Annotated in this window: 13 protein-coding genes, 1 other RNA gene and 1 pseudogene; 10 read left to right on the top strand and 5 right to left on the bottom strand. The window is 37.8% G+C overall.

Translation table 11 applies throughout. From position 1 onward, the window contains the following. Positions 1-11: 11 nt before the first annotated feature. Complete coding sequence (locus PSI06_RS09040) at positions 12-890, bottom strand: flagellar protein MotY (protein WP_054983043.1); 879 nt, start codon at positions 888-890, stop codon at positions 12-14. A gap of 363 nt (positions 891-1,253) precedes the next feature. Between PSI06_RS09040 and rnt the strand changes: the two genes are divergently transcribed. Then, positions 1,254-1,946, top strand: a complete 693-nt coding sequence (gene rnt, locus PSI06_RS09035) for a ribonuclease T (RefSeq protein ID WP_029774102.1) — start codon at positions 1,254-1,256, stop codon at positions 1,944-1,946. Here rnt and PSI06_RS09030 read toward each other — a convergent pair. Then, positions 1,930-3,555, bottom strand: a complete 1,626-nt coding sequence (locus tag PSI06_RS09030; protein WP_054983045.1) for a DUF342 domain-containing protein — start codon at positions 3,553-3,555, stop codon at positions 1,930-1,932. The two genes, rnt and PSI06_RS09030, sit on opposite strands and share 17 nt — an antisense overlap. A gap of 266 nt (positions 3,556-3,821) precedes the next feature. On the opposite strand from PSI06_RS09030, the gene ssrA reads away from it, so the two are divergent. The 6 genes from ssrA (at position 3,822) to PSI06_RS09000 (ending at position 7,963) form a co-directional block, all read left to right on the top strand. Then, positions 3,822-4,178: a transfer-messenger RNA gene (gene ssrA, locus PSI06_RS09025) on the top strand. Between the two features lie 177 nt (positions 4,179-4,355). Next, complete coding sequence (locus PSI06_RS09020) at positions 4,356-5,594, top strand: integrase domain-containing protein (protein ID WP_273603580.1); 1,239 nt, start codon at positions 4,356-4,358, stop codon at positions 5,592-5,594. Beyond that, entirely contained in the window at positions 5,594-6,322 is a 729-nt protein-coding gene (locus tag PSI06_RS09015; RefSeq protein WP_273603579.1) for a hypothetical protein, read from the top strand. Before PSI06_RS09020 ends, PSI06_RS09015 begins: the two co-directional genes overlap by 1 nt. Positions 6,323-6,395: 73 nt before the next feature. Further along, entirely contained in the window at positions 6,396-6,650 is a 255-nt protein-coding gene (locus PSI06_RS09010; protein ID WP_273603578.1) for a helix-turn-helix transcriptional regulator, read from the top strand. A 9-nt stretch (positions 6,651-6,659) separates the two neighbouring features. Then, positions 6,660-7,103 (top strand): hypothetical protein, encoded by a 444-nt coding sequence (locus PSI06_RS09005; protein ID WP_273603577.1) that lies wholly within the window; start codon positions 6,660-6,662, stop codon positions 7,101-7,103. A 296-nt stretch (positions 7,104-7,399) separates the two neighbouring features. Beyond that, entirely contained in the window at positions 7,400-7,963 is a 564-nt protein-coding gene (locus PSI06_RS09000; RefSeq protein ID WP_337944058.1) for a YagK/YfjJ domain-containing protein, read from the top strand. A gap of 6 nt (positions 7,964-7,969) precedes the next feature. Here the strand turns inward: PSI06_RS09000 and PSI06_RS08995 are convergent, their stop codons facing one another. Beyond that, complete coding sequence (locus tag PSI06_RS08995) at positions 7,970-8,581, bottom strand: hypothetical protein (protein WP_273603575.1); 612 nt, start codon at positions 8,579-8,581, stop codon at positions 7,970-7,972. A 102-nt stretch (positions 8,582-8,683) separates the two neighbouring features. Between PSI06_RS08995 and PSI06_RS08990 the strand changes: the two genes are divergently transcribed. The 3 genes and pseudogenes from PSI06_RS08990 to PSI06_RS08980 all read left to right on the top strand — a co-directional run. Then, positions 8,684-9,295, top strand: a complete 612-nt coding sequence (locus PSI06_RS08990) for a hypothetical protein (RefSeq protein ID WP_273603574.1) — start codon at positions 8,684-8,686, stop codon at positions 9,293-9,295. Positions 9,296-9,620: 325 nt separating this feature from the next. Then, the gene (locus PSI06_RS08985) at positions 9,621-10,190 is read left to right on the top strand and encodes a hypothetical protein (protein ID WP_273603573.1); all 570 of its coding nucleotides are present in this window, start codon (positions 9,621-9,623) and stop codon (positions 10,188-10,190) included. A gap of 188 nt (positions 10,191-10,378) precedes the next feature. Continuing rightward, positions 10,379-10,755: pseudogene (locus PSI06_RS08980) on the top strand (tyrosine-type recombinase/integrase); the annotation flags it as partial. On the opposite strand, the gene PSI06_RS08975 reads toward PSI06_RS08980, so the two are convergent. Further along, complete coding sequence (locus PSI06_RS08975) at positions 10,748-11,182, bottom strand: hypothetical protein (RefSeq protein WP_273603572.1); 435 nt, start codon at positions 11,180-11,182, stop codon at positions 10,748-10,750. The pseudogene PSI06_RS08980 and the gene PSI06_RS08975 sit on opposite strands and share 8 nt — an antisense overlap. Positions 11,183-11,255: 73 nt before the next feature. Then, positions 11,256-11,555 (bottom strand): hypothetical protein, encoded by a 300-nt coding sequence (locus tag PSI06_RS08970; protein WP_273603571.1) that lies wholly within the window; start codon positions 11,553-11,555, stop codon positions 11,256-11,258. Between the last annotated feature and the right edge of the window lie 406 nt (positions 11,556-11,961).

Raw genomic sequence — 11,961 nt, 5'->3', positions numbered from 1 at the left:
GTTTAGGGCGGTTACATTTTTGCTATTTGAATAATTAAACGACGGTTTTTATTTCGCCCTAAAATATTTTCGTTAGTATCAACAAAACGTTTTTCACCTAGGCCTGTGGTTTCTACTTTGCCCTCATCAACACCTAAGCTGACCATATAATCTTTTATAGCTTTAGCACGCTTACGCGATAAATCTAAGTTATTCCAACGGCCACCGTAGCTATCGGTATACGAATCAATACTTATAGACTCAATACTGGTATCATTTTTTAAATACTCAGCAATTTTATCTAAGCGCTTTTGCGACTCTTTAGTGAGCTTACTGCTATTTGATTGGTAGTTCATTACAGTAAATGAAATATCTTCAAAGCTGTATGGTAAAAGTTCATCGCGGCACTGTAAAAACGCCCAATAGGCTTGTTTAAAATTAACGCTTGAAATACCAACGGCAATTTTGTCGGCACTATTTTGCCAGTCCTGGTAGTAAAAGGTAGGATGAAACCCTTTTTCAAGTTCAGTTAGCATTTCCCATGCGGTTTTATTACCAAGCTCACCATCAAACTTTTTAAGTAACTTCATCGTGGTTATATCACGCGCGGGCAGGCCTGAACGCCATGCTGGTGGCACCGCCTTTAAACCGGCTATATCGTAATTGTCGGGGCGCACAACCATATCTAGATTAAAGGTTAGGTTTTTGTTTTTACTAGCCGATGCCTTAAATATGGCCTCACCGTAGTAGGGCACTTCGTGGTTTAATTGGCACTGTAAGCGCGTTGTTTTTATAACTTCCCAATTGGAGTTATCTTGATTTGCGCTGTATTGGCGCATAGCCGCTTGCGATGAATAACTCATCAAGGCGGTGCCAAGGCTTACGCTAATAAAAAACAACTTACACTTCATAAAACGCTCCGGTTAATCTACTAAGCCAATATTTTGGCGTACGGCTAAAGTAGGGCTCTATACCAACTTAATTAAAAACATAATCTTCGTATCGTATTAAATAGCCCGCTCACTGCGTTAAACTTACTGATGTAAAACAAAGCTATAAATAATTTTCGCCTTGTTATTGCGCTATTTTTTAAGCGCCATACTGGTATCCGTAATTTAATGCGATGGGGATTAATAACAGCCAATACAATTAGCAGTTATTTAAAAGCAAATAGCATGCCTACAATATATTAATTAAATAATTTATAAAGCCCTAGCCGAGTAGCCCCCAATTTTGACATAATAGTGAGCTTATCCTCATAAACCAAGAAGACTATGGCAAATACTGAGCAAACACTTTTCGCACAACGCTTTCGCGGCTTTTTTCCTGTTGTTATTGATGTAGAAACCGCCGGCTTTAATAAAGAAACCGACGCCCTACTTGAAATTGCCGTATCAATTTTAAAAATGGATGACGAAGGGTTACTCAGCATAGATCATACCGTTCATTTTCATGTAGAGCCTTTTGAAGGCGCTAATATTGAACAAGCCGCAATTGAATTTAACGGCATAGACCCGTTTAGCCCGTTGCGCGGCGCTGTACCAGAAGACGAAGCAATTAAAGAAATTTGTAAAGCAGTACGTAAAGCGCAAAAAGCTGCTGGGTGTCAACGCTCAGTTGTAGTGGCACATAATGCCGCTTTTGATCATGGCTTTTTAAATGCAGCCATTGAGCGTAACAATATTAAGCGTACGCCGTTTCATCCATTTGTGAGTTTCGATACAACCTCGCTTGCAGGGTTAGCTTTAGGCCAAACGGTACTAGCTAAGGCATGTAGAGCCGCGGGGATTGAGTTTGATAACAGCCAAGCACACTCGGCACTTTACGATACAGAACGCACAGCAGAACTATATTGTTTAATAGTAAACCGTTGGCAAGAGCTAGGGGGCTGGCCATTAGCGCCACTACCTGAAAGTGACGCCCAAGAAACTGAAAACACCGAAGAGGATACTAAAACGACTGAGTGATTTTTCCCTCAGAAAGTTTTACTAAGTGGGGTGGGTAAATACGCGAAAACTGTTTTGTGTCTTTTGCTATTTTAAGCTCCACACCTGGGTGCATTATTTCGTTAATTTTAAGTCGGCTAGTTGCCAATAGCTGAGAAATTTTTTGCTTCACCAATCTTTTTTGACGTTGTACGTGCATAGCGCGAGTTTTTATATGCTGCTCATTAGCGGCAATTTTATCTAGTAGCTGTTGGCGTTGAGCAGCAACTGGAATTTTTATCGCTTTTTCTTTAGCTTGTTTAAGTGCAGATGTTTTACTTGCTAACACTTTTTCAAAATCAATTATTTGAGACTGCTTTGAGCGCAGTTCATGCCAGTTTTGAGCTAAAAACACACGGGTCTTAGTCCCTGCCGGCGCACCTAGTTCACCTGTTTCTATACGCATAGCATCAAGAATATTTCCCCCAATTATTTTGCCGCGAGGGTTACCTGCTTTACCCACACGTATTAAGCGCCTTGCACTTAAATTACAATGTAATGCTTGGCGTTCTATAAATAAATCTTGCGCACTTTTAATATTACAGTACTGGGCATAGCCAATAGAAATAGTACGCTGGGCAGAAATTTCGCAAGTAAATGCTTCTTCATTTTCACGCTTACGGCCAATAGCGCCGAGCATAATAGTTACCGCGCTTTGACTTTCAATCGTGCCTGATTCAACAAACCCTAATACAGTAATATCGCCATTGGCTTTAACCCGCATACCGTCTTTTACATCACCAGATATAATTACACTGCCATCAAAATCAACGTGGCCTGTACTTACATCTACGTTATGAAAACACAAAACATCGTCAACCCGCATGCCTCTAGGTAAGGCCACAGGCACACCTTTACAATCGGCAATGAGCATGTTTGGGTTATTAGGATCTATTTTTGTGCCTTCAAAGGGCTGTAATTGATGTTCTTTACCAGGTGTTGCCTTGATCATATCGCCAAAAACCGTATAGCCATCTTCACCTGGAGTAGCTGCTACTCGCTGCATTAAAGGGGTGCCGGGTTTTACCGTAATAATCGCGCCAAGGTCTTTCATATCGACCTTGCCACCTTCTTTTGCTTGGGGGCTAAGTACGCGGTCTTGCGCAGTAGAGCAAAGACGAACAAACCTCGCATCACTGCCTTCTTTAGGGTTTCGGCCATGAGCCACAATAGCGCTGTATGATGTACCTGCAGGGTGAGAAAATTGTTGACCTAAAAACGTATCAAGTGCACGAGGACTAATGCCTTTTTTTACACCGGCTTTAACTAAAGCTGCTTGAGCTGCCTCCATAGAGAGTAATGCGCCGCCTTTGGCCGTGGTAAGCGTAGCCTCTGCAACCATGTTTTTTTCATCAACGTTAATAACAATGCTCGCGTCCGTAGCTTTGGCAATTACTAATGATTCTTGCTGATAATTTTTACTCGGTGAAAATAACTTACCAATATTGCCAGAGAGTACTTCAAACTCGCAATAATCCGACTGTTCAAGTAGCTCAATAAGTTGAGCACTCGTCACCGGAAATCCATTATCAATAGGGTGTGCAGATAACGCCAGCTCACCCGTTTGTTCATTAAATAAAAAAACCGACATTTATAAATTCCCTACGTAATATGCCTGTTATTATGATTATTACTTTTACTACTAAAGCCTTATAGCTAGTGTAAAATTTAACTCCTTATTTGAGCACAACTTGACCGGTATGTTAAGTAAATGTTCAGTATTTGTTTGCTTTTTTACAAACTTGTGCTTGTTTACTGTTCAGTTGATTCAGTTAGCTAAAATAAAAGTGTCACACCCCTTGAGTATCAGTCGTTTACTCAGTTATACTGCCTTCACTGAAAGAAATTCATATTTCAGGGGCTGATTAGGATTCGACGGAATTCAAGAAGCCTGAGGTGCATGTCGAGGTGCGGTTTGCCTCGTAAAAAAGCCGCAATTTAAAGTAATCGCAAACGACGATAACTACTCTCTAGCAGCTTAGGCTGGCTAGCGCTCCTTCCATGTATTCTTGTGGACTGGATTTTGGAGTGTCACCCTAACACCTGATCGCGACGGAAACCCTGGCCGGGGTTGAAGCGTTAAAACTAAGCGGCCTCGCCTTTATCTACCGTGTTTGTCCGGGATTTAAAGGTTAATTAAATGACAATACTAAACATGTAGTACCGACGGTCGAGGCTTTTCGGACGGGGGTTCAAATCCCCCCAGCTCCACCATCTCAAAGAACTAAGACGCCTTTTAGGCGTCTTTTTTTTGCCTAAAATTCAATGATAATCAGCTATGTAGCCTACATGTGGTTCCAGTAAGGGTTTTTAACAGTTTATAAAATCCACAACTTTATGTACCATCGTAAGTACCACAAGGGCTTTTAAATCAAAATTGGTGGTACAAAGATGCCAAAAATAGTCACACCGCTAACGGATACGCAAGTTAAGCAAGCAAAGGCAAAGGATAAAGAATATACCTTACCTGATGGGTACGGTTTAGAATTACGTGTTAGACCTTCGGGTTCTAAACGATGGGTATTTCGTTACCAAAAGCCTTTTACAAAACAGCGCTCAAATTTAGGTTTAGGCACTTACCCTGAAGTTAGTCTTGCTGATGCGCGCAAGATACGCATAGACTTCCGAAAACTACTTAAACAAGATATTGACCCTAATGAGCACAAAAAAGAGCATACGCGCCAGCAAACAGAAGCCGCTCTAAATACATTTTCTCACGTTGCTATTAACTGGTTTGAAGTAAAGCAAACACAAGTAAGTGAAAAGCATGCTATCGACCTTTGGCGCTCTGTTAAAAATCATCTAATCCCACCGTTAGGCAAATTGCCGATTAGCAAAATTACAGCACCTAAAACAATAGAGGTATTAAAGCCCATAGCCGCTAAGGGGAGCTTAGAGACTGTTAAGCGCCTAAGCCAAAGGCTAAACGAGATAATGACTTTTGCGGTTAATACGGGGCTTATACATTCGAATCCTTTGGCGGGTATACGCTCTGCTTTTCAAAAGCCCCAAAAACAAAACATGCCAACAATTGCGCCTGAAGAATTGCCGCAGCTAATGAAAGATATTAGTTATGCCAGTATTAAGCTTGTGACTCGCTACCTACTTGAATGGCAACTACATACCATGGTGCGCCCAAGTGAAGCGGCAGGCGCTAAATGGTCTGAAATAGATCTTGAGAACAAGCTTTGGACTATCCCAGCAGAGCGCATGAAGAAAAAGCGCGAACACTTAGTACCACTTACTGAGCAAACTTTAGAGATTTTAGAGCGTCTTAGGCCATTAAGCGGTCATAGAGAATACTTATTTCCAGCAGATAGAAACCCACGTAGCCATATAAACGAGCAAACAGCGAATATGGCGCTTAAACGAATGGGGTATGAAAAGCGGCTGGTGGCTCACGGCTTAAGAGCCTTAGCCAGTACTACATTAAATCAACATGGCTTTGATGCTGATGTAGTTGAAGCCGCACTAGCCCATATAGATAAAAATGAAGTTAGGCGAGCTTATAACAGGGCTGATTACTTAGAGCGTAGAAGGGTAATGATGGACTGGTGGAGCAGTTTAATAGTTAATCAACCAGTAAAAAATATTATTGTGCTAGAAGATAAAGTGAGAAGGAGCTCATAATGCGTAAATTAGAGAAACAAACTAAATCAGTGGATGATGTAGAGATTACAGAAATGAAAAACAAATATGGCTCAAACTATGGAAAGAGATCAGCTATAAAAAATCAAAGTAAGACTTTTGGTAGTCATGAAATGCTAGAGTTTGACGATATAAAAAATATAGTTGAGTCAGAAGGTGTTAACGATGCTTACGATATCGAAACATTAATTAACGGTATTGAAAAGCAAATCGTTGGGTGGTTACAAATTAAAAACCTTCCTGTTGAAGATTTTAAAAATACAGAGCAGGAGCGCTATTCATTTAAATCATTATCACAAGTGCTGAAAGATGATTATCCAGATATTAAAGGAGCTTTAGAAGCTGCCAGTTGCTTACATGAATTAAATTGCTGTAGAGAGTATTTTTTAAGAGAAGATTATGAAGCTAGCTTAAAAAATTCATTAAGGTTAACTATGGCTTTTCAGCTGTTTTACTTTTCTATTAATGAATCAAAAATAAGTTTAGGTAATTATAGAAATGAAGCATTGATTGGTAGCAACACAAGGTTAACCACCGAACAATATGAGCAGGCATTTGAGTATTTTGAGAAAACTACGTGTAACGACACAAGGAGGCTTAATAAAGGTGAGCGGTGGGAAAAAGTGAGCGAATACGTCAGAGAGCAGCTGAATAGAAATATAAAAGCTGAAACTTTGGGAAAAGCTTACAGAGAACGTAAAAAACTTTAGCAACACGCTTAAAATGCCAAAAAATAATTTTGTATCCTTAAATCTGTCCGATAACAACTATTTAAGGTTTACAATGTACAAACAATCTTTTCTTAAAATTATTCGTCGTCCATTAGTTTTAGAGGCAACAGGCTGGTCAAAGTCGACGCTTTATAACCGTATTCAAGAAGGTTTATTTCCAAACCCAGTTAGCTTAGGGGCTCGTGCTGTAGGTTTCGTCGAAAGTGAATGCGATAAAGTTATTCAAGCTATGATTGCTGGTTATTCTGAACAGCAATTAAAAAGCTTGGTTAAAGAGCTTGTTGCTAATCGCTCAGTGAAACTATAAGGGGCTAATATGGAAAATATACTACTTACTGCGCCTGATGGTGCGCTACCAGAAGTTAGCAGCCCAGCGTATGAATTACTTTCGCTTTTATACGGCAGTAATGAAATAAATAAACTACCAAGAGACTTTTTATGTAATGAGCTAGGTGGTGGCTTTAGGGCTTATTTACAAAAGCTAATGGGTGAGCACTACCAGCACTGGCTAATTCACACTAAGCAGGACGTTTATAACGGTAAAAAACAAACTTTTTATTGGTTAGATGAAAGGCATCTTTCGTGTGACTGGGAGTATGACAAGGACGCAAGAGCGATTGCTCGTAAACAATATAAAGACCGCTCTTACTATGGCACTAAGCGCGCTGTTGAGAGGCTGGAGCGCGCCAAAAGAGAAAAGGCCGCTGCTGATAAAGAATACCAACAGCGTATAAAAAGTAAAAAGCCTACTCAGGGCTAACCTAAGTAGACTTTTTAAAAGTGCGGCTGGTGGTTTAACTTCGACATTGCGCCACCAGCTTTTTTATCATAAACCTTATTATTTGCCGTTACAATTATGTTAGTAGACACTATCAATAAGCTTATAGCTTTAATCTTAAAAAATTTTTAATAAGCATCATTTATTGGTTTTTGACCTTATTTTAAATGGCAGTCCTAATTTAACCTTAAGTTTTAACCTTATAAAGCGTGATAGTAATAACTAACTTGGTACTAGGTAATTAATAATATCCTTTAGTGAATCCCATGCCTTACAGAATGAATACCCGTTATCTTGAAGTAAATAACACAGTGTTTTGGGTCAATGGTAAATACAGCGGAATATATTCACACATGGCAAAACAGATGATTGGGCAAGTAAATGCGATGCTCAGCCACCATAGCAAAGTACATCTAATTCGTTTTGATCTCCGATTATACAAATACACCGACAACAATGAGGTTGTGAGCAAATTTAATCGCATATTGTTTAAGTGGCTAAAGCGTAAATATGGCCTCAAACGTGTTGGGTTTGTTTGGTGTCGTGAAATGGAAACCGCAAAGCAGCAACATTATCACTATGCCCTTATGCTAGATGGTCACAAAGTACGTCACCCTCACGATATACTCATTAAAGTGAAAGACGTATGGGAAACCAACTTACAAGGCTCTGAGTACACGCCTAAGCGTTGCTACTATAATTTAAAGCGTGAATGTGAGGCCTCTATTCAACGCGCAGTATGGCGTATTTCATACTTGGCAAAGACTAGAGGCAAAGGGTATAAGCAGAGTCAAACTAAAAACTATGGAACTAGCAGGATCAGGATAAACAACAATTCGTAGGAAAAGCTATTCAACTTTAATTTCAGAGTTCACCTCTACAAGAAACTCTTTGATTGATAGCAGGGCTGTAGGAGCTCCACCACCTGATCTTTCTATTAAAAAATTAGAATCTTGATAACCTTTATTTGTATTGATCCTTATGAGACAACTGTCAGCACTAACCATTTTTTCTAAAAGTCCTTTAGGTATTACAACCGCATTTTGGCTTTTGGTGTAAATTGTTTTTGAAACAGAGTTATAACCACTATTATCAAATGAAGTAGCTGAATTTGTTGTAAAAGAGTGTTTAGTATTGTTTAAATTAATTTCAAGTGAATTTATTTGAGCATAAGATGAGCCACTTGATGATGACGAATCATAAACTAAATCAATGATGATATTGTCAGGTTGAGAGCTTTTCCATCTGGCACCCAATTTAACGTTATTTGCCCCCCAATCACTTTGAGATTCAAATAAAAAATTAGGTGTCACTTTAATAATTGTTTCATTATCAAACGTTGATTGCTCTTGCGATACTACACCTAGGCCTGCCATTTGGTTTAGAGAGTCACTAACACTTTCGCACCCAGTTAATGCCGCTAAAGATAATAAGCCAATACACAGTAAGCTTTTGTTCATTTCATAAACTCCTTTTTAAATAATAAACTTAATTTAACGCCTGTTTTTCGTACTAAAACAAATGTTACTATATGATCATCAAGGTTATAAAGTAAATGTATTATGGCAAAAGGTATTCATCAAGGCCGTTTAATTGTGCGGCAGTATACAGCAGCCTACACAAGGTTATTCGCAAAAGACTTAAAAGACTTATTAACATTACCACTTGGCAATTACTCTTTAACAGATGAATCCAGCTCAATATCTATAGAGTTAAAGGAAATAGATAATGGGGTTAGATTTTTCAGAACAATTAACACAATAGATAGACAGGAAATAGGCTTAATTACGTGTGATAAAAGCGCTAGCAAAAAACTTTATTTGACCTGTCCTTATTGCCAGATAAAGCGTCAACATTTGTATGAGTTTAAAAAAGGATATTCTTGTAAAGCCTGTTTGAAGCTGAGTTATGCGTCACAAAGTGAGGGTAAGCAGGAGAGATTAGCAAGACGTATTAGAAAGCTTAGAAAGAAAATATGGGATAACTTTCCCGATATAAATAATTTGATAGAGTCCTCTGAGTATTTTCCAAAGCCAAAGTACAAGCGTTGGGCTAAATATGAGCTTGAAAGGGCTCAAGTAATTGAACTGGAGAAAGAGTTTTGGGGGTTAGCTAGCTCTCAATTTCATCGACTTTTTGGAGAAGATTGGGATAGCTACAAAAACTTAATGTAACACACTAAGTAACACCATTGAGCTATTCGGATTTCTATTGTTATTATAAACAACCTCTTAGTTGCTAGGTTCAGATGACCCCAGCCCACCAATTCGCTGTTCGATAACATCCGAACAGATACAGGAAACCCGCTAACCACATAGGTTAGCGGGTTTTTTATTGTCTAAAATATTGCTTTAAAATTAAAGAAGAAAGAGATAGTTTTAAAAATAGTGGAATGAGATTTTAATTACTATCGCGCTTTTGATAGGCAAAATTTGTAGCGAAGATGACTGATAGACCTATTTAAATTTCTAGTAGCTTCCCCACTTTAGGATAATGCTCATGAAAGTATATAGAATTAACTGTAAGAATGACCAAGGGGCTATACTAGATTTTGACCCTTACTCATTGTATCAATCACTAAAAAGATACGTAGACACTTCTGAAACAGAGTTTATGGTTAAAATTTTTGATTTACATGCCAATAATGACTCTATTCAAAATATATGGCCAGATGTTATGCCTATAAAGCCGTTGTTTAATGATTATGAAAAAGTTGATATTTCTATCCAAGGTGGGTTTTTATTATTATCTAAGAAAGCTTATGAATATTTATACCAGCTTTTAAATGAGTATGGTGAGTTCCTAAAAATAGACGTAGATGGCTGTGAAATGATACTTTTTAACTTGCGTGTTTTTGGCCAAGAAGATTTAGATAAATGCATTGAGGACTACTCTAAAGGAGTAAGAAGTGGCTTTAAAAGCTTTGCATTTATTGATTCAGATATAAATAGCAAATTACTATTTAAATCTAAGTTGTTAGATGGGATAGGGCTATTTTGCGGTGAAGAATTTAAGCAATTAGTTATTCAAAGAAAATTAAATGGCATCGAATTTAATGAAATAAATTAGTTCCTTAATTTATTTCATTGTTTAATCTTAATGTAAACACGATAATTTTGATTGAAACAGTATTTGCTTTGATATTTAACCGTGCATTATCTGTATACTAATTTATGGTGCATTACCCAAAGCAACAATAAATCCCCTAAGACTTTCATTCTAAATAGAAAGCAATTGTTACTTAGCTTATTAATGGGTTAAAAGGCTTTCAAGTTATTAAATCATGCGATAGCTACCGCATCACCTTTATTAATACCAAACGTAAAAAGAATCGAACTGCACCAATTAGTGAAAGCTGTTTAATGAAATCCCTAAAAAATCAGGGCCACTATTTGCTGATTGTCGAAAGGCGTTTGAAAGGGCGGTAAATAAAACAGATATTAATTTACCTAAGGGGCAGTGTAGCCAGGTTTTAAGGCATACTTTCGCAAGTCACTTTATGATGAACGGAGGTAATATTTTAGTGTTACAACAGATACTTGGTCATGCAAAGATTGAGCAAACTATGGTTTACGCGCACTGTGCACCAAGTCATTTAGAAGATGCTATCAAATTAGGGCCAAGAATTAGCTAAACAAAACACCAATACCAAACGCAAATCCGTGAGTAACTAATATAATACCGCCTACTTTCCAGAAGGAACCTACTGATATGTTTTCCCATAACCAGGGAAGAGATATAGTCTCAGGCTTTGATAATGGTACCAAATCTAAAGCACCATAGTTCACTTCCCTTCGGATACTCTTAATAACGATAAGCAATTTGTTTTTAGCTGCGTTAAAGTGATCTTTGTATGCATGATGACCTTTGTTATAGAAAACATCAGTTGGTTTAAATCTTACACTGTTTATTTGGTCCAAGTACTCGTCAAATTTAGATGCAACTTTGATTAATGCAAATAAATTAGCTCTTGTTTCTTCAGCGTTGTCTAAATCATCTAACTCAAACGATAATAGTGAAGTTTCAATTATTGACAGATTATTTAAAAAAGTAGATACCAAATTAACTCCCTATAATTCTAAAAATGCTACTCTTTTTCGAAGATTAGATGGATAGCACATAAGAAAAAATGACTTATTTTTCTTCAATAATTGCCGGAGTGCCAATGTAAGTAATGTATAAAAAAGTACCATTACTGAACTGTTGCGATGATGTCGATACTTGAACACCTAGAATAGCATTCGCTTCAATTGGTGCATTATCGACAAATGAATCTATAACCTCTTGATATTCATTTCTGTCGCGCTGCAACATACCACGAATCATTCCTTTACTAGATACCTCAACAGTGCCAGTGACTTGTATCATCCCAAAAGTTTCTTTTACAGTACAACCCTCAGGTAAATTTTCAGTAGTGAATAAAGTTATGCTCATTTCAATTCCTTTGATGTTTAGTTTATTGCAAACTAATGATTACAAGCTCAAAATTCAATCGAATATTGAACTTTAACTATGTCCACATAATGCCCAAAATCAAAAGATTACACAAGACTTTAGAAGATGCCATAAGCAAATAAGCTTTTGATTTTAAAGTAAGTCATTGTTTTTATTCGTTAGCTGTAACAATCGATGCTTTTCGGACGGGGGTCAAATCCCCCCAGCCCACCAATAACGGTTTTTTTATGGCTTTAATTTATTCTGTGCTTGTAGTGGGGTAATCTCCCCATTTTTAATGGAGGTTATCTGTAGAATTTTCGTTGTTTAACTTTTCCAGTTTTTGTATGGGTGTTATCCCACCTATGCCCATGTTAGGGCGTTCATTATTATAAGTCCATAACCA

This window comes from Pseudoalteromonas sp. GABNS16E (assembly GCF_028598715.1).
GTDB lineage: Bacteria > Pseudomonadota > Gammaproteobacteria > Enterobacterales > Alteromonadaceae > Pseudoalteromonas > Pseudoalteromonas atlantica.
This window is presented reverse-complemented; position numbering and strand designations above follow the sequence as displayed.

Excerpts from the sequence above, each read along its gene's own strand:
- PSI06_RS09010 (WP_273603578.1), top strand. The coding sequence starts at position 6,396 with ATGTACAAACAATCTTTTCTTAAAATTATTCGTCGTCCATTAGTTTTA.
- PSI06_RS09040 (WP_054983043.1), bottom strand. The coding sequence starts at position 890 with ATGAAGTGTAAGTTGTTTTTTATTAGCGTAAGCCTTGGCACCGCCTTG.
- PSI06_RS09015 (WP_273603579.1), top strand. The coding sequence starts at position 5,594 with ATGCGTAAATTAGAGAAACAAACTAAATCAGTGGATGATGTAGAGATT.
- PSI06_RS08985 (WP_273603573.1), top strand. The coding sequence starts at position 9,621 with ATGAAAGTATATAGAATTAACTGTAAGAATGACCAAGGGGCTATACTA.
- PSI06_RS08995 (WP_273603575.1), bottom strand. The coding sequence starts at position 8,581 with ATGAACAAAAGCTTACTGTGTATTGGCTTATTATCTTTAGCGGCATTA.
- rnt (WP_029774102.1), top strand. The coding sequence starts at position 1,254 with ATGGCAAATACTGAGCAAACACTTTTCGCACAACGCTTTCGCGGCTTT.
- PSI06_RS09020 (WP_273603580.1), top strand. The coding sequence starts at position 4,356 with ATGCCAAAAATAGTCACACCGCTAACGGATACGCAAGTTAAGCAAGCA.
- PSI06_RS09000 (WP_337944058.1), top strand. The coding sequence starts at position 7,400 with ATGAATACCCGTTATCTTGAAGTAAATAACACAGTGTTTTGGGTCAAT.
- PSI06_RS09005 (WP_273603577.1), top strand. The coding sequence starts at position 6,660 with ATGGAAAATATACTACTTACTGCGCCTGATGGTGCGCTACCAGAAGTT.
- PSI06_RS08990 (WP_273603574.1), top strand. The coding sequence starts at position 8,684 with ATGGCAAAAGGTATTCATCAAGGCCGTTTAATTGTGCGGCAGTATACA.
- PSI06_RS08970 (WP_273603571.1), bottom strand. The coding sequence starts at position 11,555 with ATGAGCATAACTTTATTCACTACTGAAAATTTACCTGAGGGTTGTACT.
- PSI06_RS09030 (WP_054983045.1), bottom strand. The coding sequence starts at position 3,555 with ATGTCGGTTTTTTTATTTAATGAACAAACGGGTGAGCTGGCGTTATCT.